This is a genomic window from Vibrio sp. Vb0667 (assembly GCF_033391095.1).
Genome location: NZ_JAWPOL010000006.1, coordinates 16987 through 40593, shown reverse-complemented (window position 1 = coordinate 40593; position 23607 = coordinate 16987). Strand labels below are relative to the sequence as shown.

19 protein-coding genes are annotated in these 23607 nt (G+C 43.9%); 11 read left to right on the top strand and 8 right to left on the bottom strand.

The window, feature by feature from the left end; all coding sequences use genetic code 11:
• The first annotated feature begins 92 nt into the window (after positions 1-92).
• Together R8269_RS08995 and R8269_RS08990 are read left to right on the top strand one after the other, a co-directional pair.
• Entirely contained in the window at positions 93-1169 is a 1077-nt protein-coding gene (locus R8269_RS08995) for a nickel/cobalt efflux protein RcnA (protein WP_206949069.1), read from the top strand.
• 549 nt (positions 1170-1718) lie between these two features.
• Positions 1719-3278, top strand: coding sequence for a methyl-accepting chemotaxis protein (locus R8269_RS08990; protein WP_031778895.1), 1560 nt, complete (start codon positions 1719-1721; stop codon positions 3276-3278).
• A gap of 148 nt (positions 3279-3426) precedes the next feature.
• Here the strand turns inward: R8269_RS08990 and R8269_RS08985 are convergent, their stop codons facing one another.
• Complete coding sequence (locus R8269_RS08985; RefSeq protein WP_213907583.1) at positions 3427-4326, bottom strand: LysR family transcriptional regulator; 900 nt, start codon at positions 4324-4326, stop codon at positions 3427-3429.
• A 141-nt stretch (positions 4327-4467) separates the two neighbouring features.
• Between R8269_RS08985 and accD the strand changes: the two genes are divergently transcribed.
• Complete coding sequence (gene accD, locus R8269_RS08980; protein WP_017821534.1) at positions 4468-5331, top strand: acetyl-CoA carboxylase, carboxyltransferase subunit beta; 864 nt, start codon at positions 4468-4470, stop codon at positions 5329-5331.
• Between the two features lie 31 nt (positions 5332-5362).
• Here the strand turns inward: accD and R8269_RS08975 are convergent, their stop codons facing one another.
• Positions 5363-6340 (bottom strand): hypothetical protein, encoded by a 978-nt coding sequence (locus tag R8269_RS08975; RefSeq protein WP_145472128.1) that lies wholly within the window; start codon positions 6338-6340, stop codon positions 5363-5365.
• A gap of 448 nt (positions 6341-6788) precedes the next feature.
• Here R8269_RS08975 and R8269_RS08970 point away from each other — a divergent pair, with 448 nt between their 5' ends.
• Both R8269_RS08970 and R8269_RS08965 read left to right on the top strand, forming a co-directional pair.
• Positions 6789-9215, top strand: a complete 2427-nt coding sequence (locus tag R8269_RS08970; protein ID WP_213907585.1) for a M9 family metallopeptidase — start codon at positions 6789-6791, stop codon at positions 9213-9215.
• A 282-nt stretch (positions 9216-9497) separates the two neighbouring features.
• Complete coding sequence (locus R8269_RS08965) at positions 9498-9728, top strand: PAS factor family protein (RefSeq protein WP_005375384.1); 231 nt, start codon at positions 9498-9500, stop codon at positions 9726-9728.
• 74 nt (positions 9729-9802) lie between these two features.
• Here the strand turns inward: R8269_RS08965 and R8269_RS08960 are convergent, their stop codons facing one another.
• Together R8269_RS08960 and R8269_RS08955 are read right to left on the bottom strand one after the other, a co-directional pair.
• Positions 9803-10183 (bottom strand): carboxymuconolactone decarboxylase family protein, encoded by a 381-nt coding sequence (locus R8269_RS08960; RefSeq protein WP_054574449.1) that lies wholly within the window; start codon positions 10181-10183, stop codon positions 9803-9805.
• A 58-nt stretch (positions 10184-10241) separates the two neighbouring features.
• Positions 10242-10598: a MerR family transcriptional regulator gene (locus R8269_RS08955; protein WP_017635251.1), complete on the bottom strand. Its 357-nt coding sequence runs from the start codon at positions 10596-10598 to the stop codon at positions 10242-10244.
• Positions 10599-11118: 520 nt separating this feature from the next.
• Between R8269_RS08955 and R8269_RS08950 the strand changes: the two genes are divergently transcribed.
• A complete protein-coding gene (locus tag R8269_RS08950; protein ID WP_054574448.1) occupies positions 11119-12468 on the top strand; it encodes an alpha-amylase family protein in 1350 nt (449 codons plus the stop codon).
• A gap of 108 nt (positions 12469-12576) precedes the next feature.
• Here the strand turns inward: R8269_RS08950 and R8269_RS08945 are convergent, their stop codons facing one another.
• Positions 12577-12870, bottom strand: coding sequence for an ArsR/SmtB family transcription factor (locus R8269_RS08945; protein WP_005375388.1), 294 nt, complete (start codon positions 12868-12870; stop codon positions 12577-12579).
• A 245-nt stretch (positions 12871-13115) separates the two neighbouring features.
• On the opposite strand from R8269_RS08945, the gene R8269_RS08940 reads away from it, so the two are divergent.
• A complete protein-coding gene (locus R8269_RS08940) occupies positions 13116-13409 on the top strand; it encodes a hypothetical protein (RefSeq protein WP_005375389.1) in 294 nt (97 codons plus the stop codon).
• A gap of 92 nt (positions 13410-13501) precedes the next feature.
• Here R8269_RS08940 and R8269_RS08935 read toward each other — a convergent pair whose 3' ends face one another.
• The 3 genes from R8269_RS08935 to R8269_RS08925 all read right to left on the bottom strand — a co-directional run bounded on the left by R8269_RS08935 (position 13502) and on the right by R8269_RS08925 (position 16672).
• The gene (locus R8269_RS08935; protein WP_054574447.1) at positions 13502-15466 is read right to left on the bottom strand and encodes a monovalent cation:proton antiporter-2 (CPA2) family protein; all 1965 of its coding nucleotides are present in this window, start codon (positions 15464-15466) and stop codon (positions 13502-13504) included.
• Positions 15463-16080 (bottom strand): NAD(P)H-dependent oxidoreductase, encoded by a 618-nt coding sequence (locus tag R8269_RS08930; RefSeq protein ID WP_005375391.1) that lies wholly within the window; start codon positions 16078-16080, stop codon positions 15463-15465. The genes R8269_RS08935 and R8269_RS08930 overlap by 4 nt, the downstream gene beginning before the upstream one ends.
• A gap of 166 nt (positions 16081-16246) precedes the next feature.
• Positions 16247-16672, bottom strand: coding sequence for a universal stress protein (locus tag R8269_RS08925; RefSeq protein WP_005375398.1), 426 nt, complete (start codon positions 16670-16672; stop codon positions 16247-16249).
• 445 nt (positions 16673-17117) lie between these two features.
• Here R8269_RS08925 and R8269_RS08920 point away from each other — a divergent pair, with 445 nt between their 5' ends.
• The 4 genes from R8269_RS08920 (at position 17118) to vmeP (ending at position 23607) form a co-directional block, all read left to right on the top strand.
• Complete coding sequence (locus R8269_RS08920) at positions 17118-18689, top strand: ABC-F family ATP-binding cassette domain-containing protein (RefSeq protein ID WP_064369130.1); 1572 nt, start codon at positions 17118-17120, stop codon at positions 18687-18689.
• Between the two features lie 206 nt (positions 18690-18895).
• A complete protein-coding gene (locus R8269_RS08915; protein ID WP_054574445.1) occupies positions 18896-21055 on the top strand; it encodes a prolyl oligopeptidase family serine peptidase in 2160 nt (719 codons plus the stop codon).
• 527 nt (positions 21056-21582) lie between these two features.
• Positions 21583-22374, top strand: a complete 792-nt coding sequence (locus R8269_RS08910; RefSeq protein ID WP_054574444.1) for a hypothetical protein — start codon at positions 21583-21585, stop codon at positions 22372-22374.
• Positions 22375-22464: 90 nt separating this feature from the next.
• The gene (gene vmeP, locus R8269_RS08905; protein WP_005391278.1) at positions 22465-23607 is read left to right on the top strand and encodes an efflux RND transporter periplasmic adaptor subunit VmeP; all 1143 of its coding nucleotides are present in this window, start codon (positions 22465-22467) and stop codon (positions 23605-23607) included.

Here is a 23607-nt window from a genome sequence, read left to right as displayed (position 1 = left end):
AATGTAGCACTCAATTTATACTGGGGGGTAGTATTTAATACTAGGGGGGAGTATAGTTTGCGATAAATTAGAATCAACAACAGAGAACAACAATGGATTTTGTCGCGTTACTACAACAAGGTAATGGGTGGTTCTTTATTCCCAGTGCCATTTTGCTTGGCGCCTTGCACGGTTTAGAACCTGGGCACTCTAAAACGATGATGGCGGCGTTCATTGTCGCGGTGAAAGGAACGGTCAAACAAGCCGTGATGCTGGGTTTAGCTGCCACACTTTCTCACACTGCAATTGTATGGTTAATCGCTGTTGGCGGGATGTATGTTAGCCAGAAATTCACCGCTGAAGCGGCTGAACCATGGATGCAACTTATCTCTGGGGTCATTATCGTGACAACCGGCGTATGGATGTTTTGGCGGACATGGAGCGATGAGCGAGCTTGGAACAAAGCTCAGGATCATGCTCGCGACTGGACGACGCAAGTTGTGGATACAGGACATGGGCATGTTTCGCTTTCGATTACAGAGGAAGGGGAGCATCACCGTTTCCAGTTGCGAACACTCAGCGGTAAACCTTTAACTGCTGAAGGTATCAAGGTTTCGGTATCGAGTGATGGTTATCAACCTGCTGATATCTATAACTTTATAGAGCGTGATGGATACTTGGAATCGGCGTCTTGCATTAAAGTCTCTAATGGACTTTCTGTCACTTTGATCATCGGGCACCATGATCATACCCATGACTTTGATGTACATTTCCGTCCTGGTTCTCATTTAGAAAGCGAAGATAAGGAATATCAAGATGCTCACGAACGCGCTCACGCTTTAGACATTCAAAAACGCTTTGAGAATCGAGACGTGACGAATGGGCAAATTCTGCTGTTTGGATTAACGGGCGGTTTGATTCCATGCCCTGCTGCGGTAACGGTTTTGCTTATCTGTTTGCAGCTTAAGGCAATGACTCTTGGTGCGACTTTAGTTGTGTCATTCAGTATTGGCTTAGCCTTGACTCTGGTTGCTGTTGGCGTTGTGGCAGCAGTGGGCGTGCAAAAAGCGACATCTAAATGGAGCGGTTTGAATGATGTTGCACGTCGAGCTCCTTACTTATCGGGCGTCTTGATCAGTGCAGTTGGTTTATACATGGGTATGCATGGATACATATCGCTGACGAGTTAAACTCTATGATAAAGACTCTTTTCCTTTCTTTTTGTATGGGTAATGGCTTCATGCCTTGGTTTGCATGTTTTGCTGCCGATTCTTGATTGAGAATCACTCGATCCGACATCGCTGCCATATCTACAAACCAAGTCATTCTCGCTTCACCAAGCATCTCGGATTACAACCGCTGCAATTGTGGCTCTAATATCTGAACCTGAGATACTAAATGATAAAACGGGAGCACTGACCACAGCGCTCCCGACGGCAAAACGCTAATTAGAACTCTTTTCTTTAATGTTCGATACCAATTTGGTCGCATAGTTAAATTTAACTATGCAAACGTTTCCTTTTGCGTACTCGTCCCTTCGCCAAACCTCGTAGAAATGTGACGTTTTGAAGACTTTTTTTCCTTCTGTCTAAAGTAATCGGGAACCAAGCAGATACATAGTTATAAAGTTATGTCTTGCTCTGCCAAACAGACCCAAAATGCAGTTTGGTTGGTTTTGGAGAAGAAAGGCTTAGCGCTCGATTAATGAGCATCAATTGAATTGTATTGAGACAATTATAATGAAAAGAATCATCTTATTAGCAGTCTGCGCCATGTTTGGTATTGCTGTCGTGGCGAGTATGGCATCAACGTACCTAATTTCGAGTCAGAAAATCGATGACATCATCTTAAACAAATCCCAAGTTCAAGCTGAGTTTCTAGCGGGAAATGCGAGTTATATTTTGGAGAACTCAGCCAATCCAATGCAAGATTTACAATCGCTTGTTGAGGGGCTGAAACAACGTTCAGACGTGAGCTATGCCGTTGTAATTGATCGTAACGTGACGGCAGTAGCCCACAGTGATAAGCACAAGCTGAACAAAACCTATAACGACGAATATACTGTTGAAGGCGCGACGAGAGGTGTTCAACAGTACTCAAAGTGGTATGCCGATGTACAGAAAGTATGGGTGTTTGACATCATGGCACCAATTTATGTGGATGGTCAGTTATACGGTACTTTTGATATTGGTATTCCTATTACCGAAGTGAGCCAAGCGACGAATGGAATTATTACTTACCAGTTGATCTCTATGGTGGCGATCTTCGTTATGTGTGTTTTGATTCTGTCACTTCTGCTAAATAAACTGATGAGACCGCTTTCTGCGCTTAAAGACGCTCTACAAGACATCTCAAAAGGAGACGGAGACTTAACCGTTCGTTTGCCAGCGAAAGGTAATGACGAAGTCGCGCAAATTTCTTCTGCTTTCAACGTTTTTGTTGGGAAAGTACATGAGATTATTACACAAGTTGTAAATACTGGTGTGGAGCTTAATAGTTCAGCTGTCGCTTTGCGTGGGCAATCTCAACAAGCGCTCACAAGAGGGCAAGAGCAGAACGAGCAAACCATGCTGGTTGTCACATCCATGAACGAAATGATTGCGACGGTCAATGAAATTGCCTCCAATGCTGCTGGAGCGGCAAATGCTGCGAGTGCAGCAAGTAATGAAGCGCAAGATGGCTACACGACGCTAGAAAGAACCAAAACGGCGATGACTAATCTTGAAAACGAGATGAACAGCACTTCCAACATTATCGTGAGTCTTGCTGAAAATACTCAGTCGATTGGTAGTATTCTAGAGGTGATTAGAGGTATTTCGGAGCAAACCAATCTATTGGCTCTCAATGCGGCTATCGAAGCTGCACGCGCTGGTGATGCCGGCCGAGGTTTTGCAGTCGTAGCTGATGAAGTTCGCAACCTAGCGACTAAAACGGCTCATTCTACCGATGAAATTGACAACATGATTCACCAGCTACAAACTGAAGCTCAAAGTGCGGTGAATTCAATGAGCAATAGTAAGACTCTTATTGAAGAAGGAACGGCAGAAACCGAGTTAGCTCGACAGGCTTTAGAAGCAATAGCTGCACAAGTGACGACTATTTCAGATATCAATACTCAAGTAGCAACCGCAACAGAACAGCAATCAACGGTAGCAAACGAAATTAATATGAACATGGATACCGTCAGCCACTCAGTGAAAAGTGCGCTAACGGCGAGTGAGCAACTAGAAGCATCAAGTCAACAACTCGCGGAGCTATCGCGAACACTCGATCGTCACGTGGGAGCGTTTAGAATCTAAACGCCAACTGACCCTCTTTAATAAAAAGCCAGTAAATGTTAATTGCTGGCTTTTTTATTTGAAAAAATCGAGTCTCAAATCGCTTAGCGGTGTCTGTCCTTTCTAGACGATAAAACAAAATATGATAAATTAGTTGAGTAAAGCTTAGCTAAGCGTTAAGTTTCGCATTTTGCTTTAAATGTTCAACAAACATAGATATTTTCTTAGCTACATGTTTTCTAGACGAGTAAAAGGCGTAAAGCACTAAATCCTCAGGTTCGTACTCTAGAGTGACGATTTCTAGCTCACCATTTTTGATCTCATTTTGGCATGACTCAATTGGCAATATTGCGTACCCAAGCCCTGATAACGCGCCATATCTGGCGAGATGACCGCTGTTTACTTTGAATGAAGATTGCACAGTTTGAGTAATATGGCCCCCAGCAGGGCTTCTGAATACCCATGGTGCACCATTTACTGCGGTAAGCGTCGTGATGCAGGGAACATGACTTAGATCCGTAATTTTGTAAGGGGTGGCGTATTTCTCAATTAGTTGAGGCGCGGCTAAAATGGCACTGGGCCAGCGTTTTATCTCTCTCGCCACCCAGTTACTGTCTGACAAAGTCCCTCTATGAAAACTCAAAATGACATCAAAGCTGTCAATAACATCATCTTTAGGGTTTAGCGTTGTATCGCAAGACAAAGAGATTGACGGGTATTGCGTGCAAAAGGTGACAACCGCTTTGGCGAGTACAGGTGTGCCTGGCATAAGAATTCGCAGTTCCCCTGTTACCGTGTGTGAGTGGCGCGTTACCGTTTCTAGTGCGGCGTTGAGTTGCTCCAATAACGGACGAGTGCTGCTATAGAGCTCTTCTCCAGCCTCGGTAGGCGTCATTCGCCTTGTTGTTCTATTGAACAACCTAATGTTTAACTTTTCTTCAAGCAGGGCAATGTGTCGGCTGATATTTGATGTTGGTATATTCAAACACTCAGCGGCTCGCTTAAAGCTGTTGTTCTCATAAACACAGTGAAAACTTTTTAACCAGATTTGGTCAACGTTATCAAACATTTCATTATCCCACTTTATTGGATTATCAAGCCAGCATATCGCACTTTATCCCTGTACTAAGTTACATACAATTTTATTTACAAGTTTAAGCGAACAAACAACGAGATATCGCGCTAGGACGTAATCAATAGTGGTGAATTTATGAGCTGGTTAGAACGGTTATTTGAGAATAAAAATATAATAGGTTCGCGCAAAGCGTCTATCCCTGAGGGCGTTTGGACAAAGTGTCCTGAGTGTGAACAAATACTTTATCGTGCCGCGTTAAAAGAAAATTTGGAAGTATGCCCTAAATGCTCATATCACATGAGAATGGCTGCGCGTCAAAGGTTGATCTCTTTTCTGGACCATGGAACACAACAAGAGTTGGCAAGTGAGTTGGAGCCACAAGATATTTTGGGTTTTAAAGACTTAAAGCGATATAAAGAGCGAATTGCTTTAGCACAGAAAACGACTGGAGAAAAAGATGCGTTGGTGGTGATGGAGGGCAAGTTATTGGGGCTGCCTGTTGTTGCGTGTGCATTCGAATTCTCTTTCATGGCAGGCTCGATGGGCGCAGTGGTTGGCGAGAAGTTTGTCCGAGCAGTTGAAAGCGCAATTAATACAAAATCTGGGTTAGTATGTTTTTCCGCTTGCGGAGGGGCGCGCATGCAAGAGTCTTTGGTGGCTCTCATGCAAATGTCAAAAACCAGCGCCGCGTTAAACCACTTATCTGAGCACAGATTACCCTATATCTCAGTATTGACGGACCAAACTTATGGTGGCGTCTCGGCGAGTTTAGCCATGTTAGGAGACATCAATATTGGTGAACCTAAAGCAAGTATTGGCTTTGCGGGAAGACGGGTCATTGAGCAAACGGTACGTGAAAAGTTACCAGACGAGTTTCAGCGAAGTGAATTTTTACTAGCGCATGGTGCGTTAGATATGATTGTCGATAGACGTGAAATGCGCGATCGCGTTGGCCGCTTATTGGCTAAGTTAACCAACGCGAGGGTGGTCTCAGAATAGGTTGTATTAAAGTTAGACTTAGTACTTGCGTTTATTGAGCCGTAATCATTACAAACCGTTCATTTTGCCCCCATCTTGGTTCCGCATTCATTAGGCTGAGATCCAACGCCGTTTGGTATGGGTCAACAGCAAAATGGTCGCTTACTAACCCCCAGAGCATCCAGTTGATTGCGGTTTCATTCTCGGTAAGCTCTTCGAGTGGCGCTTGGAGGAAAAAGTACTCATCTTCGCCATCGTAACCGAGCCGATCATAGATAATGTTGCGTAGCTCTCGATCCAAATCATGTTGGAGGTTGATTGAGTCGTACAGTTGCTCTTCTGTTGGGCTATTCTCATGGTGATAAACATTGCGTTTTGACTCTTTGCGTAAAGTACCAGCGCCAGTTTCAATGCTTACTTTCTTTTGCGAGTGTTGCTCAAGAACTTGAATGATTTCATCCTCTAGTTGATCGAGTTTACTCAGCAAAACTTGATTGTTTATGTCACCAGCGGGGGAGGCCATCGTTTGGAAGGCTTTCACTCTCTCGTAGACTGCTTTCCCGTGAGGAAGGGCCGCAAAACACTGTTCTCGGAGCGCTTCATTGGCTTGCCAAATGCCCGAGTAGAGCTCGTAATCATGTGTATATGGTGGAAGATCTTCAGTATCTTCCCCTAATAATTCTCGCCAGCGCTTTTGCCACTGTTCTTCTTTTGCGTGTTTTACACGCGCGTATTGCTTAACCCAGCGGTTACGAAGTTTTACCCCAAAAATGGCAAGTCCCCATGGAGCGAGCAAATAAAAATAATAGTGAGAAGAGTTATCCCAAAAGTAACCGTAAACGTAAACACCAAAAGCAAGCACCCAAGTTCCAATAGTACAAGCAATAACCCCGGACATTATTGATGATTGGCGCTTTGTTTCTCTTAATGTATTACCTTCAGCACATAACCAAAAAATGCCGCCAAAAACAAAGGCAAACGTTGTCATGAAGTAGGCAATCCCCGCTCCCAAAAATCCCCAAAGTGACATGTATTATCCCTAGCCAAATATCTGCTTTATTCACTCATCAATGACTGGAGGAGTAAATGTGTTTGATTTGGCGGAGAATTTACCATTAACGCCAGCCTTTTGATATGCACTCGATGACTTATTGGGAATGAGTCACAAATAAAAATAGATGGTATCAAGCATCAAAATTTAATTTAGAACCTTTGATTGTCGTGAACTCTATCTGGAAGAGTTAAGGGGGGCGTTTAAGGTCAATTTTCCTCATAAAGTCGTTATTTAGAAAAAGGTAAATTAATGTTTTTATTGATAATTGTGAGTTTTTTGGGAGTGGGATTGCTCCCATTTAATTAGAGTAAAAAACCTATTTTTGGGAGCGGTTTCATAAATTTTATGACACTGATTTCACTGTTTGAGCTGTAAAGAATATAAATCCCCACTCAATGTATGTTAATAATCAATGAGTGTTGTTATGTCTCATATCCGTTTTTTCCCGCGCCATCGTTTGGCGCTTGCTTGTATGCTAGCGAGTGTGTCTGGCTTCTCTTTTGCACAAAATCAGTGTGCTGTTGCTGATTTACAACAATCGCGAGATCTGGCTACTGCCGTTTCTGGTGCTGAGTATGATTGCTACCACGCTTGGTTTTCAGCACCTTCAGAAACGCTGAATGATATCTATAGTGAAGCGAGCCTAAGCCGTATCCAAGTCGCGCTGGATCAAGAAATCGCTCGCTATCGTGGTGAAGCAGATCAAGCCCGTGTTCTAGAGAACTTAGGCGAATTTGTTCGAGCGGCCTACTACGTTCGCTACAACGCTGGTACTGGTACACCTGAGTTTTCGCAAGCGTTGAGTCAGCGTTTTGCTCAGTCGACGAACCTATTCCTAAACAACCCTCATGCTTTGGATCAGGGTCGTGAACAAGTTGGTGCAATGAAGAGCCTGACTTTGATGGTTGATAACGTTAAGCAGTTGCCGCTGACCATGGATAGCATGATGGTCGCGTTGATGCACTTTAATCGTGAAACCGCGCAGGACACGCAATGGGTCGATGGTTTGAACAACTTGTTCCGCTCTATGGCAGGCCATGCGGCGAACGATGCGTTCTACCGATACATGGCAAACAATACACACCATATTGATACGTTGGTGAAATTCGCATCTGATAATGCTTGGGCATTAGATACGGATGCAAGCTTTATCGTTTTCAATGCATTACGTGAAACTGGTCGTTTGCTCGCGAGCCCAGATCAGGAGACCAAACGCAAAGCATTGGCAGTAATGCAACAGGTGATGCAGCGTTATCCACTGGGTAGTGAGCATGACAAACTATGGCTTGCTGCCGTTGAAATGATGAGCTACTACGCACCAGAAGGCCTAAATGGTCTGAATATTGAGCAAGCCAAGCAAGATTTAGCTGCACGTGTAATGCCAAATCGTTTTGAATGTCAGGGACCTGCCATTATTCGCTCTGAGGATCTGACCGATGCTCAAGCAGCGAAAGCGTGTGAAGTGCTAGCGGCAAAAGAAGCCGACTTCCATCGAGTTGCGAATACGGGTAATCAACCTGTCGCTGATGATTTGAATGATCGTGTTGAAGTGGCGGTATTCGCGAGTAACACTAGTTACGTTGATTACTCTTCATTCCTATTTGGTAATACAACGGACAACGGTGGTCAGTACCTAGAAGGTGACCCTTCAAAAGCGGACAATACTGCGCGTTTCGTCGCTTATCGCTACGCGAATGGTGAAGATCTCTCTATCTTGAACCTAGAACATGAATACACGCACTATTTAGATGCACGATTTAACCAATACGGTTCGTTCAGCGATAACTTGGCTCATGGTCATATTGTTTGGTGGCTAGAAGGTTTTGCTGAATACATGCATTACAAGCAAGGTTACCAAGCTGCGATTGAGCTGATTGCAGATGGTAAACTGAGCCTTTCCACTGTGTTTGATACCACGTACTCTCACGATACCAATCGTATCTATCGTTGGGGTTATCTAGCTGTTCGATTCATGTTAGAAAATCATCCACAAGACGTCGAAAGCTTGTTGGCATTGTCGCGCTCTGGCCAGTTCGAACAATGGGCACAGCAGGTGACGTCTTTAGGTCAACAATACGATGCTGAGTTTGAACGTTGGTTGGACACATTAAAAGTGGAACCTGAGCAACCTGATACAGACCCAGAAGAGCCAACAGAACCAACAAGCCCTGAAGCACAAGTGACTGAATTGACGGCGAACCAAAGCCTTCAGCTCAGTGGCGAAGCATACAGCGAAAAACTGTTCTACGTTGATGTTCCAGCCAACACCGTTAACTTCAATGTATCTATTGAGGGTGCGGGTGATGCGGATCTTTACATGAGCTACAACAAAGTCGCGCATTACTATGATTTCGAAATGAGTCAATATGCTGATGGCAGCAATGAAGAGATTGTGTTTGAACCAGAGCAAGATGGTTACGTTAAAGCGGGTCGTTACTACATCAGCTTAACTGGACGTGATAGCTATGACTCAGTAAATCTTGTGGCTGCGTTAGAAGTGGAAGCGCAAACACCGCCAACCCAAGTGCAAGATGATTTAGCACCTGTGGTACTAGAGTCTGGTGAAGCCAAAATGCTTACCGTTCACAAGCAGCGTTATGCAGCAGTTCATGTGCCTGAAGGTGTAGAAGAGGTTCGTGTATGGCTAACGGCTCACTCTCAAACTGGTAATGTCGATCTATACGCGAGTAGGGAGCATTGGCCTACAGTAGAGCAGCACGAGTATGCGTCCAACTATGCAGGCAGCAATGAATACCTTGCGATTCCTGTTACTGAAGCAGGGTACGTGCACTTCGCTCTTCAGGCTCCAGAGCAAGGCGATGACGTTGAAATGCTAGTGCACTTCAACTAAACAGGTTCGATTAACTAAAGTCGAGATAAAACGTCGCTGATACAGCGACGTTTTTGTTTATATCGGACACGATTATAAACAAACAGCGGCGAATGCTAGTTAATCGGCTGATCTATCGAGTTATCAGTTGCCCTTTTTCTAAACGGCTTTAGGTTTGTATTGCAATTTACCGCGCACATAAACTTTTTTAGCGACGCGTTCTGTGACCTAGCTTCTGATTTGTGTTTCCCAAATGGATACAATATATATGCACCCCGTGCAATAAAGTGAAAAGGGAAAGACATGAAAACGCTTATTTATGAAACGTTGATTAGCCTTGCTAACCAAGAACCAGAACAACATGCAAGAATCCGACAAAATCTCTATGAACAGTTGGATCTGCCGTTCGATAAGCAGCTGGCTTTGTATTCTTGTGCCCTTGGTCCTGCAAGTTCAGGCAAGTTGGAGAGCAGTCAAGGCATTAACAACGCGGTAGATTGCGCGGTTAAACTGCTTGAAACTCCTGAGCGCTAATTCACTCGTTGTTTTAATCACGGCCCGAACCCCAAGGGCCGTTTTTAATTGCGGTTAAATTGATTTCAACGTCGTTATTGCTCTGCTCTTTCCGCTAGCACTTCTTTGAATGCAAACATGCCGTTTAATGCCGCGGGAAACCCTGCGTAGACGGACATCTGCAAAATGATCTCTTTAATCTCATCCTCGCTACAGCCTACATTCAGCGCTGCATTTAAGTGCACTTTTAGTTGCGGCGCGCAATTCCCCATTGCCGTTAGCGCGGCGACGGTTGCGATTTCTCTCGATTTTAGGTCTAAGCCCGGGCGAGCATAAATATCGCCAAACGGATACTCAATGGTGTACTGAGCTAAATCTGGACAAATATCTTGTAAGGTTTCGATGACATTATGACCAGCGTCGCCATCAATTTGCGAGAGTAGTTCTAATCCTTTGTTAAAGCGTGATTGTTCCATCGGTATGTTCCTAGTGAATAAACGTAAACACACCTTAATCGTTAGAGTTAACTCTAAGTCAACGAACTTTTCCGCTTTTATACAAGGCAATTTTTTCTTCTAGAGCCGATAAGTGCTTTTTCTGCTGATCAATGTGGCGTTTGAGGTTTTCTTGGTGTTGTTCTAACAGAGCTTGACGTTGTGGTACAGATTGAGAGCCGACTTCCCTTAATTTGGCATACTCTAGAATCTCTTCAAGTGGCATTGCAGTTTCTTTTAAACGCTTAACAAAGCTTATCCAGTTTAGATCTTTCGAACTATACATTCGATGTCCACTCGCGTTTCTATGGACATGTTTAAGTAAACCGATTTTTTCATAGTATCGAAGTGTATGAGCAGATAGCCCGACGAGGTCAGAAAATTCTTTGATATTCATTATTATCCTCCAAGGTAGAGCATACCCCATAGAGATAAGCTAAGTTTCGCATTTTGAAGTCATTTCGGGACAGATACAAACGGAAATCTTTAGTCTTTTAACGCTAGGTATGGTGATTTACTGGATTTTTGAAACGCGCCAAACGTGATCCATCTGCCAGTTTCGTTTTATTAACAATTGATTACTCAACGGGTTGGCTTGGCTATTTTTATCCTTTGGGCCTATTTTAGGGCGTACATAGGTCTTATGTTCTATCTTTTTAAATTTAAGTTTTTGTTAATCAAAACAATGCCTTAGTTTTGTGTTGGTCTGTTCGGGTTGTATGTCGTGTGCCCGTTATTCACTCAGAACGATTTATCGCTGTGCAATGGATGAGTCGCTACGCCTTCGATTTCAGCCTTGAGTTAGTGCTAAAAGGGTGAGTGCCTCTGATGAATAGCTTTTATAATCTCGATTATTGAATTCACTCACAAAAAAATGCAAACAAGTAATCGTGAGTGGAAACGAGCAGGAGAACAACATGAGTGGCTCACAGGAAACACAATCATTCGGTGCAAACGTTATCTTACATGCGTTTGATTGGAAGTATGCTGACATTGCCCAACGAGCAAAAGAAATCCGCGAGCTTGGTTATGGCTCTGTGTTGGTTTCGCCACCAATGAAAAGCGCACACGATGAGCGCTGGTGGCAGCGTTATCAACCACAAGATTATCGTGTTATCGATAATGATTTGGGTGATACCAAAGATTTTATTCATATGGTTCGTGAACTGGAGCAAGTTGGTGTGTGGGTTTATGCCGACGTAGTGTTTAACCATATGGCAAATGAGGCCCACCTTCGCAGAGACCTTCAGTACCCAAGACAAGAGGTCTTGGAGGAATACCAGAACGACAAACAGAAATATCAGTCGCTAGCGTTGTTTGGCGATCTATCTCAACCACTTTTTGATGAAGAGGACTTTGTTGAAGCATTCGGCATCAAAGACTGGAAAGATAAGTGGCAGGTTCAAAACGGACGTATCACAGGTGGGCCAACCGATCCTGGCTTGCCAACTCTTCGTGTTTGTGACCATGTCGTTGAGCAGCAGCGAGCGTACCTAAAGGCGCTGAAAGCTATTGGTGTGAAAGGTTTTCGTATTGACGCTGCGAAACACATGACGTTAGAGCATCTTAAGCGTGTTTGGACAGACGACATCACGCGGGATGTGCATATATTTGGTGAAATTATTACCGATGGCGGTGCGACGGAAGAAGAGTATCAGCTGTTTCTTGAGCCGTATCTACAGGAAACTCGCCTAGGTGCGTACGATTTCCCTTTGTTCTCAACCATGTTTAAGGCGTTTGCTAAAAAGGGCAGCTTCAAGTCTCTGATTGATCCCTATTGTTTTGGTCAGGCTCTGTCCCCCGGTCGTGCGATTACATTTGCTATCACACATGATATTCCTAACAATGATGTCTTTCTTGATCTCATCATGGACGAGGAGAACGAATGGTTAGCTTATGCCTATATTCTAGGCCGAGATGGTGGTGTGCCGTTGATTTATACCGACTTAAACACCAGCGGTATTAAAGGTAAAAATGGTCAGCCAAGATGGCAAGGTGCATGGAGCGATCCGAGAATGGCAAAAATGATCCAGTTCCATAATATGACGCATGGCGAGCCGATGAGTGTTCTTGAAGGTAACGATGACATGCTCGTACTGAAGCGAGGTGACAAAGGTATTGTGGTGCTTAATAAATCACAGCGTCAACAGTCTTTGACATTAAAAATCGATGGTAATTGGGTTGATTTGATGACAGAACAAATCATTCCAACTGACGGTAAGTTAATCGTACCATCTAAGTCGTCGATGTTACTCGTCGCGAAGTAGAAGATGTACACACCGAGGTTAGCAACTTCGGTGTGTATGTTTTTCATCGTCATTCACGTTCTGCTGAAGTTCAATAGAAACTCAAACTCTCTCGTTTTTGCTAGAAATTTATGAGCACTCGTTAACGCAACATTCTGCTTTTAAAAAACCAATTACGTCATCTAAGCACTGATACTCTGCAACACAAAAAAGGGTTCTACCCTCGCGGCGCTGGGTGAGAAGACCAGCTGAAGCAAGGCTCGAGATATGATGAGAGAGAGTGGATGCTGGAATGCCAAGCTTTTCTTGTACGCCGCCTACCGCGATACCTTTGTATCCCGCTTTGACGACTTCTTTGTAAATACTTAAACGAGTCGGATGCCCTAACTCTTTTAGTGCTTTAGCAACGGCTTCAAGCTCCATACTGACCTCTAAAGAATGACCACAGTAATTTTGTTTCGATAATAGGGAAAGTCTCGGTAAATGCCAACTATTACGATCTCAGAACAGTTTAAATCAGATGAGATTCATACTGGCTCATGCCTTCATGACAACAATTGTCTGTTCTAATGAGACAGATCAATCTTCATTATTATTTCACGCCACGTTCAAAATCCCTCGTCTACACTCAATGTTGAGTTGTCAGTTGGCAGACCAAGGAGGCGGCCATGATTGCGGTTCATAGAGATTATTGTTTGTCTAACAGTTCGGAGTTACATGCCCACGTTAAAGTCAATCCTGTCGGTAAATTAGAAGTTGAGATTGTTGAACTTCAAGAGCGCCACACCACAGAGTTTGATGATTTGTCTTTTGAGAGTCGTGGGTGTGAAACTCGAATCTGTGGTAAAGAAGACACAACTCCGTGGCAGTTCAATCTTGCAGTTACTGATGCGTTAGAGCTTTCTCATTTAGTGGAAGAAGCAAACGAAGAGTATGAGATTTTAATGAATGATCTTATGTAATATCGAGAAGATCATTTTATCCTGCACGGCGTGTGGCTCTGTACTGAAAAAATAAAAACCTCCCAAGTGGGAGGTTTTTAATATGGAGTGCGTTATCGTTGGATAGGCTCTTCTCTTGGTGGTGTTAGCTCTTGGACGTTATCTTCATTAAAGTCATCGGCGTAACCTTTAGGTGGCGGTGTCCAACCACGTTCTGACCGCGATAGTTTGTCATGACGATCTTTTTGCATCTCTTCCGCCATTTTCTCCTCTAACTGAATAAACAGTTGTCGGAAATTGTTGTCATAGCGTTCACCTTCAGAATCATCCTCCCAAGCTTTGTAAAGTATTTCTGACTTACGTGCTTCAACACGCTTATATGTCGCCTTCTGTTGTTCAACGAAGAAGGGGTGAATGCCAAGGGCTTTCATTGTATGACCGCCCATCTCCAATGCAGAATGGTAGGTCTCTGATTCAATAATATCAGCCCCCGCTTGACGCAAAAGATAGCCATGTCCACGGTCAAAGGCACGTGCAATCACTGTTACTTTTGGGTACGTGTGCTTAACGTACTTCACCAGTTCTACACTCGATTCTTGGTTATCAATCGCCACAACCAAAGCAGCGGCGTGCTCAATGCCGGCTGTATGTAGCATATCTGGTCGAGTCGCGTCGCCAAAATAGGCGCGAGTGCCAATTTGGCGCATGTTATCGACTTGGTCAGATTGATGGTCAAGTACCACGGTAGTCACGCCGTTTGATACCAATAGGCGATTCACTATTTGTCCAAAGCGGCCGATGCCGGCGATGATCACCGTGCCTGTTTCCTCAATCGTATCGCTTTCGCGTTCATTTGACTGGCTTTCAAAGCGCGGCAGAATCACTCTATCAAACAGAATAAACAAACCTGGTGTCAGGAACATCGAAATCGCAACCACTAACGCAAGAGTTTGTGAGAGTTCAAATGGGATGACGTGGTTTTGCACTGAAAAGCTTAGAAGCACAAAGCCGAATTCACCTGCTTGAGCCAAGCTTAGGGTAAACAGCCAGCGGTTGCTGCCTTTCACCCTAAATATCAGTGCAAGAATAAACAGCACCAAGGCTTTCAAAACCATCACGCCAATGGTCAATGCCATGACCAACCAGAAATTATCAAAAAGGACCGAGAAGTTGATCCCTGCGCCAACGGTAATAAAGAACAGACCTAACAATAGGCCTTTAAATGGTTCGATATTGGATTCTAACTCGTGGCGGAATTCACTGTTCGCCAATACAACGCCAGCCAAGAAGGTTCCTAAGGCAGGAGATAAGCCCACTAAACTCATCAGTGCAGCGATACCAATGACAAGCATGAGTGCAGTTGCGGTAAAGATTTCTCGCAAACCAGAGCTAGCCACATAATTGAGCAGCGGTCGACTTAAAAAGTGTCCACCAACGACGACGATTGCTATCGATGCTGTGATTACGATGCCGTATGCCCAGCCTGGCAACCCCGCAACGAGGCTTAATTCTTCATGGTGCGCTGCGGCTGTTTGTGCTGCGGACTGTGCCTGTTCAATTAATTCAGGTAAGGCCAATAGGGGAATGAACGCCAACATTGGTATCACTGCAATATCTTGAAAAAGCAACACGGAGAAAGCGTTTTGTCCACCTTCCGTCTTCGTTAATCCTTTTTCGCTAAAAGTTTGCAAAACAATCGCAGTAGAAGAGAGGGCGAAGATCAAACCTATGGCTAAGGCTATGGTCCAAGGCTGGTCAAAGTATAAGGCAATACCCATAATCGCCGCGACGGTACCGCCGACTTGCAGACCTCCTAAGCCCATTAAGCGATTGCGCATCGCCCACAACATTTTGGGTTCGAGCTCTAAGCCAACGAGAAACAGCATCATCACCACGCCAAACTCGGCAAAGTGCTGGATTGTTGTTGTTTCTTCACCGACTAAACCGATAATTGGGCCAATAACCACACCTGCGATGAGATAGCCTAAAACGGACCCAAGTCCCAAACGCTTAGCAAGTGGGACTGCAATTACAGCAGCAATCAAATATACGAAGGCTTGTAAGAATATCCCTGTCATGAAGCCTCCTTAATGAGCTCTGGCAATGCGCTGTTAAGCTTGATTAATGACGCCGCAGCTTCAACATCCAACCTATCTTCGACTAAAGCTGTTAGCAGGCTCTTGTACCGCTCAACATGACGAGGGATTCGCCCTTCTTCATCTGCTGTACGTGCGCCAAACATCGCGAGAGGGGCAATGTAGTTCATGCCGGTCAGTGCGGACATTTGTTCAATAGGCGCAAGCAGTTGACGAATCGTAAAGTGGTTGTAGCCCTCTGCCTTATAAGCTTCTTCTTTGCCCCCTGCAGACAGCACACAAAGCATGGTCTTGCCTTGCAGTGCTGTGCCATCTGTACCGTAAGCAAAGCCATATTCCAAAACCAGATCTTGCCACTCTTTTAAAATCGCAGGCGTTGAATACCAATATAGTGGGAATTGGAAAATCACCACGTCATGCTCACGTAAGCGTTGCTGCTCACGGTCGATATTAATATCGAAACGAGGGTATTCGCCATAGAGATCAACACATGTCACGCCTTCAATTTTTTGAGCTTCTTTGAAAAGTGGAGTATTCACTTCTGAACGATGCTGGGAAGGATGAGCAAAGAGAATGAGTACTTTTTTATTTGCCATAGGGATCCTTGCTATCTAAATAACCATGCCCAGTAGGAGCGCGGGTTGGTTAGAAAATGTAACTCATAAATGATCGCCAAGCTAGTTTGGAAAACTGTTTAAGCTGTTTCAATATCAATAAAAAACCACCAAATAAATTGGTGGTTTTGGGAAGCGTTACGTTTTACTAATCATGAATAGGGACGACTAGAATATCCACCGGTGACTTGTTAATTAAGTGTCTGGAGTAAGAAATGATCTTGCTCCAGAAATCTTGGTGGTGACCACAAATCAGCAGATCCACTTCTTGCTCTTTAATGGTGACTTCCAATTTATCAGCCAAATCACCCGTACCTACAAAGAAGTGTTTAAGTGGGTAGTCCATGTAATCACTAAATGTTTTTAAACATTCCATTGAATGCTCATTCAACGGCCTTTGATCCGGGTTTTCTTTAATGTCTACAAGCTCACGATAGATTTCTCCGTGCGTACCATCAATATGAATAAAAGAGATATCGGAGTCGAGATAGTTTGCCATTGATACCGCTCTGTCGATAAGCACGGTGCTTTCATCTGACAGTTCGAGTGCAACAAGGATATGTTTGTATTTCATAACCACGCCCTTATGTGGATTATCTTTACCCTAAGCATAGTATGGCTTGGATAAAAATTGTGTTGCTAAGATCTCGAAATTGTTCAAAGACTTGTTAAAAAGTTAATGTGATATAACAACTTACTGTGAAACTTTCTTTTTGTTCACATTTGGTTAGAAAGCTTGCTTCTTGAACAAAAAAGCGGCTACACTCTGCGCATCATTTCTCTAGGAGATTACGCCAACATGAAGAACTAAACCTGTTATCCATATTTTTACTTATTTTTTGGATCTGCAGGGTTAGTAGGCGTAGCTCACTTTCCGATATTTCTTTGCAACAAGACGACTTTTTGATTTGACGTATATCGTCGAGCTTTACATAGAGCTTAATGCGTTTGTGCACGCGTTTTGTTGCCATTTCAAATCATAGCTACGGCTGTTGTCCCTGTCATACAGGAGGCAAATTATGCCAGTTTTACAAGCTTTTAATGTTAGCCATCAGTTTGATAATGGCGATACGCTATTCCAGTCTATTTCTTGTTCCATGACTAAACGACGTGTTGGTTTGGTTGGGCGCAATGGCATCGGCAAGTCGCTTTTGGCTTCCATTTTAGCGGGAGAAATTCAGCCTGCCAGCGGTGTTGTGACTGCTCCCTCTTCTTTCATGATGTATTGCCAGCAGCCGTCTGATCTGCTTTCAGGTCAGCAATCGATCGCCCAGTTTCTGGGCAAAGATGCGGTCTTACATGCTTTGAAGCAGATTGAACAAGGTGATGTTTCTGAGCATTGGTTCGAACTGGTTGGCGAACAGTGGGATATTGAACTGAAACTCAAACAGCAGCTTGCTGCGATGGGCTTGCCGCAAGACCCTGATTTCTCTTGTGCTCGGCTCAGTGGTGGTCAGTTGGCGCGTTTGCAGTTATGGCAGTTATTTGAAAACGAAACGGATCTTTTGATTCTCGATGAGCCATCCAATCACCTCGATACCGAGGCGAAACAATGGCTGATAGAGTCTATGACGCATTTCAGCGGTGCGATTTTACTCATCAGTCACGATCGTGAGCTGCTGCGAGAGATGGAGGAAATTTGGGAGCTATCGGGCCTAGGTTTACAGGCTTTTGGTGGAAATTACGATGTGTACGCCGAGAAAAAACGCACTGAACTGCAAGCGGTCGAGAGGCAGTTAGCGCAAGTCGATAAACAGAAAAAACGGTTAGCCGAGCAAGCCCAGAAAAATCGCGAAAAAGCAGACCAACGCGCCGCGCAAGGGAACAAACTGCGCAAAGGCGGCAGTCAGCCCAAAATTTTGCTTGATGGAAAAAAGGATAGCGCGACCGCCAGCGCTTCAAATCGCAATAAGAATGAGCAACTCAGACAAGCGCATTTACAAGCCAAAGAACAGGCGTTGAAATCGCGACATGAGCAACTCAAGGCGCAAAAGCTTTATCTTACAGATAATCCGAACCGTTCGCGAAAAGTGTTGTCGATACAAGAAGGTATATTACCTTTTGGGAATTCTACGCCTATCACGTTGCAGATTTTTGCGAACGACAAAGTCCATCTCAAAGGGAGAAATGGCTGCGGAAAATCAACCTTGTTAAAGACGTTGCTTGGCGAGTTATCGTTGCAGAGTGGTGAGTTGCAAGTGAATACGCCTTTGTATTATCTCGACCAACATTTTGGTGCAGTGAATCCAAATCTTTCGTTACTTGAGAACGTAATGGAGAGCTGCCAAGAGATGACGGAAAGTGAAGCGAGGACCTTATTGGCCGGGATCGGTTTTCGTCGAGATGCAGTGTTTCGGTTGGGGCGCCTACTGAGCGGTGGCGAGAAGATGAAGCTCGCGATGCTGATAGTCAGCCACCAAAATTCTCAGCCTTTGCTGCTGCTTGATGAACCAGATAACCATCTCGACCTCGAGTCAAAAATAATGCTTAGTCAGGCGTTAAACACATACAAAGGTGGATTTGTTCTGATTAGTCACGACCAAGATTTCGCTTCTGAGTCTGGGGTTTTGCGCCAAATCGAGCTGACTTAGACGAAAGAGAGTAAACGCCATCGTAGCTCTTCAGTATTGTTCCCAAGTTCTACACCGCCACTTACTAGTTTGTAGAACTGGAAGGAAATGAGGGAGTTAGGATGGCTTTCACAACTCGTTTAATGAAATTAGATTCATTTTGTCGATATATAGTAGAGTTCTGATGTATTGCACAAAAAGACAACAGAAAAATAAAAAGGAATTTCATGAAAAAGAATACCCTAGCACTCACAACGGCTCTCGTACTCGGAAGTGTGTTGTCTGTGGCGTATGCAAATGAAGCGGCGCAATCGTCGGTTGAACAGGTAACCCCGAAAACCATCACGTATCCAACCACACAAAAAGTGGATGTTGTCGATGACTACTTTGGTACAAAAGTGAGTGATCCTTATCGCTGGTTGGAAGACGATCTCAGCCCAGAAACCGCAGAATGGGTGAAGGCACAAAATGCAGTGACGTTTGATTATCTGTCGAAAATCCCTTACCGCGAGCAGATTGAAGAGCGCATCACTAAGCTCATGGACTACGAAAAGCAAAGCCAACCGTTCAAAGAGGGTAAGTTCACTTATTTTTACAAAAATGACGGGCTACAAAACCAAGATGTGCTTCATCGGCAGTTAGGTGATGGCGAAGCAGAAATTTTCCTCGATCCAAATACTTTTAGTGAAGATGGCACCACATCGTTAGCGGGAGTGAGCTTTTCACGTGATGGTTCTTTGGTTGCATACAGCATTTCGGAAGGCGGTAGCGATTGGCGCAAAGTCATTGTGTTAGACACAGAAACCAAAAAGCCCGTCGGTGAAACGCTGGTGGATATTAAGTTCAGTGGCATCAGTTGGCTCGGCAATCAAGGCTTCTATTACTCAAGTTATGACAAGCCAAAAGGGAGTGAACTTTCCGCGAAGACAGACCAACACAAGCTCTACTTTCATAAACTAGGGACGAAACAAAGTGAAGACCAATTAATTTTCGGTGGTGTAAAGGACGAAAAGTATCGCTACGTTGGGGGTTACACGTCGGAAGATGAACGCTACTTGTTTATCTCAGCCAGCGTATCGACGTCGGGTAACAAACTGTTCTTCAAAGACCTGAGTAAGCCAAATAGCCCGCTGAAAACCATTTTAGATAACACCAGTTCTGATACTTGGGTGATAGACAACCAAGGCACGAAACTGTACTTGGTTACGAACCTTAATGCGCCGAACAAACGCGTCGTGACGGTGGATGCGAGTCAGCCGCAGCCCAAAAACTGGAAAGATGTGATTCCTGAAACAAAGAACGTGTTACGTGTTTCTACCGCGGGTGGCAATTTGTTTGCGAGCTATATTGTTGATGCGATCTCGATGGTGAAGCAATACGACATGAACGGCAAACTCATCCGAGAAATCAAATTGCCTGATATTGGCAGCGCATACGGTTTCTCGGGGAAAAAAGAAGAAACCGAAGTCTACTATTCTTTCACCAACTACAAGATGCCAAGCACGACCTATCGTCTGAACATCAAAGACGGTGATAGCGAGGTGTACTACAAATCTAAAGCGCCATTTGATCCTGCTTTGTATGAATCTCGCCAGGTGTTTTACACCTCAAAAGACGGAACAAAAGTGCCGATGATCATCACCTATAAAAAAGGGACACCGATGGACGGCAGTGCACCAACCATCCTATATGGTTATGGCGGTTTCAACATTAGCCTCACGCCATCTTTTAGCCCGACACGTGCGGCTTGGTTAGAGCTTGGTGGTGTTTACGCGGTAGCGAACATTCGTGGTGGTGGGGAATATGGCAAAGAATGGCACAACGCTGGCATTCAAATGCAAAAGCAAAATGTGTTTGATGACTTTATTGCTGCGGCTGAATTCCTAATTGATGAAAAGGTAACGTCATCAAACAAGTTAGCCATTAACGGTGGATCGAATGGTGGCTTGTTAGTAGGGGCCGTTATGACGCAACGTCCAGAGCTGTTTAAAGTGGCGCTGCCAGCAGTCGGCGTACTGGATATGCTGCGTTACCATACTTTTACCGCAGGTGCTGGTTGGGCGTATGACTACGGCACGGCAGAGCAAAGTAAAGAGATGTTCCAATATCTGAAAAGTTATTCGCCGGTGCACAATGTAAAAGCAGGGGTGGAATACCCAGCAACATTGATTACAACCGGTGATCATGATGACCGTGTTGTTCCTGCTCACTCATACAAATTTGCTGCTGAGTTGCAATCGAAGCAAGCGGGTTCAAATCCGACCTTAATTCGCATCGAAACCAATGCAGGACATGGTGCAGGCACACCAACGCGTAAAATAATTGAGACAAATGCAGATATTTATAGTTTTGCACTGTTCAATATGGGAATAGAGAAACTGCAATAGTGCGAATTGTTTGCGTTTTAGTTATCGAAACGCATCGGCGCTTTATCGCTCGATAATAAAAGGGAATCACAGAGAGTGATTCCCTTTTTATTTATTATAGGCCTACTATTCTAATCTGATGCTAGGCTAATCAAACTAAGGTTTTTAAATTATTATAATGTTCTAATTAATCTGAAGAGTGTTGTACGATCGAAATGAAACATTGATCGCGATCACCTAAATCCATTGCACTCTCTATTTATATGGTAAAATTAATTAATCATTTGTTCTAATGATAATTGAATTTTCATAAGTTTTAATATTTCCTTCTTCATTGGTATTACCAAATTTCAAGTTATATAAGATATAAGTAGCGGTGATTGAACTTTTACGATGCTTTATTTTATTTTAATTAAAACGTCGAATGTTTCGTCATTATTGAATTTGCTTTGATAATTTATGTTATCCAAAGCGAGTTGTGTTGCTTGCTATTTATGATGACCTCATGACGTGAATAATTTTATAATCATTAAAATGGATACAGTTTTATGAATTTAGTGAAACCGTCTGTTGCCATTATGGTTGCAGCCCTACAACTCGCGTCTTCTGCCTATGCGCAGACAAACAATAACGAAGAACTACAAGATATGTCTGACCCACTTGCGGTATACACCCAAGCGGGCTTTGGTATTACTGATAAAGGCGCGAACATCAAAATCGGTCAAACTTACCAATCTAGCCAGCCTGGTACCATGGCGATGAACATCATTGAAATGAAAGGCATTGGTGGTGAGCTATTTGGCATTCGCGACAATGATGATCCAATATATGCCAACGTTGATGACAGCATTGACTCTTTCCGACTACGTAATTTCCAAGTAGAAGTCGCAAAAGGTCTAGGCCGTCAATTAGATGTAAACTACGACGTTGATAACGATAAATTAGATGCATCTTATAGCTTTATTCAAGGTCTACCTAAGTTTGGTATGTTGCAGTTATTTCCTTTAGCTGGTGCGGGTGTCACTATTGCTAATGATTTTAGTGGTGATGACAAAGGTTACGAAATTCCAGGTACTTTCACCGTTGTCGGTATGTACTCAAAAATTGAATTAACCGATAAAATCTGGGTTAACTACAACCCAATGTATATGCATACGTTGTCAGGGTCTAGTCAATATAAAGATACTTATTACGCGGGTGAAGATAATATCTTGACTCATGAGTTTGCGTTGTCTTATCAAATTAATCCTCGCGCAAATATTCGTTACTTTGCAAACTGGAATGAGCACGTTAATTTCGGTGATGGTGATCACCGTATCGAATTTAACTACCAATTCTAACTCCCTCGTTTATTTCCAGAATAGAAAGTGTGTTTATCCATATATTTATATATTTAGGCTAGGGCACTTTCTAAATAAAGTAGGTTTATCATGAAAGCCAAATATAAATTTGCGTTGGTATCTATTGCTATATCTTCTGCATTGCTATCAGGATGCAAAACTGGCGATATCGCAACGAAAACTGCCCAAGCACCCTCTGTTGAAACCGTTACCCTAACCGAAACAAAAATCACTCCTTATCATACTTTTATCGGTCGAACTGAAGCGGTAAATGACGTTGATATTATGCCTCGAGTCGGTGGCGAATTAACCGCGATTCATTTTAAAGATGGCGATATGGTCGAAAAAGGCCAATTGCTGTTTGAAATCGACGACCGTCCTTACAAAGCGGCACTGGCGTATGCAAAAGCGTCGTTGCAAAAAGCAAAAGCACAACTCGTTCAAACTACGCGTGATGCAGAACGTGTGAAGAAACTTATCAAAGATAAAAGCATCAGTGAGCAGCAATACGATGACGCCATTGCTGCGCACGCCGCAGCGATTGCCTCGGTAGAAGAGGCGAAAGCGACGCTGGTTTCAGCAAGGCTCGATCTTGAATTTAGCTCTGTGCGTGCTCCTTTCTCTGGCCGCGTGGGTTTCAGCAACTTCCGAGTGGGTGACCGTATTTCGAAAATTCAACTCGTTCCTCTTGTTTCGATCACTCAAATCGACCCAATTCGCTTTGGCTTTGATGTTGATGAGAAGCTCTACCGCCGCGTAAGAAGCGCGATTGATGTGGCTCATCGTAACGATGACAAACTGGATGTTGATTTAACACTGACGCTTTCAGACGGTTCATTGTATCCGCTTGATGGCAAGATCTACGCCGTTGGCAACAAGATCGATTTAGAAACAGGCTCAATTCGAGCAGAAGCACAATTCGATAACCCAACTTACGCGCTTATGCCGGGTGAATATGGCAACTTGACCATCAAGCTGCGCAACAAAACCATTGATGGTTTGCTTATCCCATCGGCGGCTGTTCAGCAAGACCAAGCGGGTGACTACGTCATGGTGGTTGGTGATGATCACGTGGTGTCACGTCGTAACGTTGAACTCGGTCAGACCTACGGTGTGAAACGTGCTGTGCTGACTGGCTTGGCGGCTAACGAAAAAGTCATCGTTAATGGTCTACAAAAAGTGCGTCCGGGTGCAACGGTGAAAGACGTTGAACTACAGAGTGAACAAGGCTGA

Bases quoted from the DNA above. Each gene is read 5' to 3' on its own strand.
- R8269_RS08995 (WP_206949069.1), top strand. From the start codon at position 93: ATGGATTTTGTCGCGTTACTACAACAAGGTAATGGGTGGTTCTTTATT.
- R8269_RS08990 (WP_031778895.1), top strand. From the start codon at position 1,719: ATGAAAAGAATCATCTTATTAGCAGTCTGCGCCATGTTTGGTATTGCT.
- R8269_RS08985 (WP_213907583.1), bottom strand. From the start codon at position 4,326: ATGTTTGATAACGTTGACCAAATCTGGTTAAAAAGTTTTCACTGTGTT.
- accD (WP_017821534.1), top strand. From the start codon at position 4,468: ATGAGCTGGTTAGAACGGTTATTTGAGAATAAAAATATAATAGGTTCG.
- R8269_RS08975 (WP_145472128.1), bottom strand. From the start codon at position 6,340: ATGTCACTTTGGGGATTTTTGGGAGCGGGGATTGCCTACTTCATGACA.
- R8269_RS08970 (WP_213907585.1), top strand. From the start codon at position 6,789: ATGTCTCATATCCGTTTTTTCCCGCGCCATCGTTTGGCGCTTGCTTGT.
- R8269_RS08965 (WP_005375384.1), top strand. From the start codon at position 9,498: ATGAAAACGCTTATTTATGAAACGTTGATTAGCCTTGCTAACCAAGAA.
- R8269_RS08960 (WP_054574449.1), bottom strand. From the start codon at position 10,183: ATGGAACAATCACGCTTTAACAAAGGATTAGAACTACTCTCGCAAATT.
- R8269_RS08955 (WP_017635251.1), bottom strand. From the start codon at position 10,598: ATGAATATCAAAGAATTTTCTGACCTCGTCGGGCTATCTGCTCATACA.
- R8269_RS08950 (WP_054574448.1), top strand. From the start codon at position 11,119: ATGAGTGGCTCACAGGAAACACAATCATTCGGTGCAAACGTTATCTTA.
- R8269_RS08945 (WP_005375388.1), bottom strand. From the start codon at position 12,870: ATGGAGCTTGAAGCCGTTGCTAAAGCACTAAAAGAGTTAGGGCATCCG.
- R8269_RS08940 (WP_005375389.1), top strand. From the start codon at position 13,116: ATGATTGCGGTTCATAGAGATTATTGTTTGTCTAACAGTTCGGAGTTA.
- R8269_RS08935 (WP_054574447.1), bottom strand. From the start codon at position 15,466: ATGACAGGGATATTCTTACAAGCCTTCGTATATTTGATTGCTGCTGTA.
- R8269_RS08930 (WP_005375391.1), bottom strand. From the start codon at position 16,080: ATGGCAAATAAAAAAGTACTCATTCTCTTTGCTCATCCTTCCCAGCAT.
- R8269_RS08925 (WP_005375398.1), bottom strand. From the start codon at position 16,672: ATGAAATACAAACATATCCTTGTTGCACTCGAACTGTCAGATGAAAGC.
- R8269_RS08920 (WP_064369130.1), top strand. From the start codon at position 17,118: ATGCCAGTTTTACAAGCTTTTAATGTTAGCCATCAGTTTGATAATGGC.
- R8269_RS08915 (WP_054574445.1), top strand. From the start codon at position 18,896: ATGAAAAAGAATACCCTAGCACTCACAACGGCTCTCGTACTCGGAAGT.
- R8269_RS08910 (WP_054574444.1), top strand. From the start codon at position 21,583: ATGAATTTAGTGAAACCGTCTGTTGCCATTATGGTTGCAGCCCTACAA.
- vmeP (WP_005391278.1), top strand. From the start codon at position 22,465: ATGAAAGCCAAATATAAATTTGCGTTGGTATCTATTGCTATATCTTCT.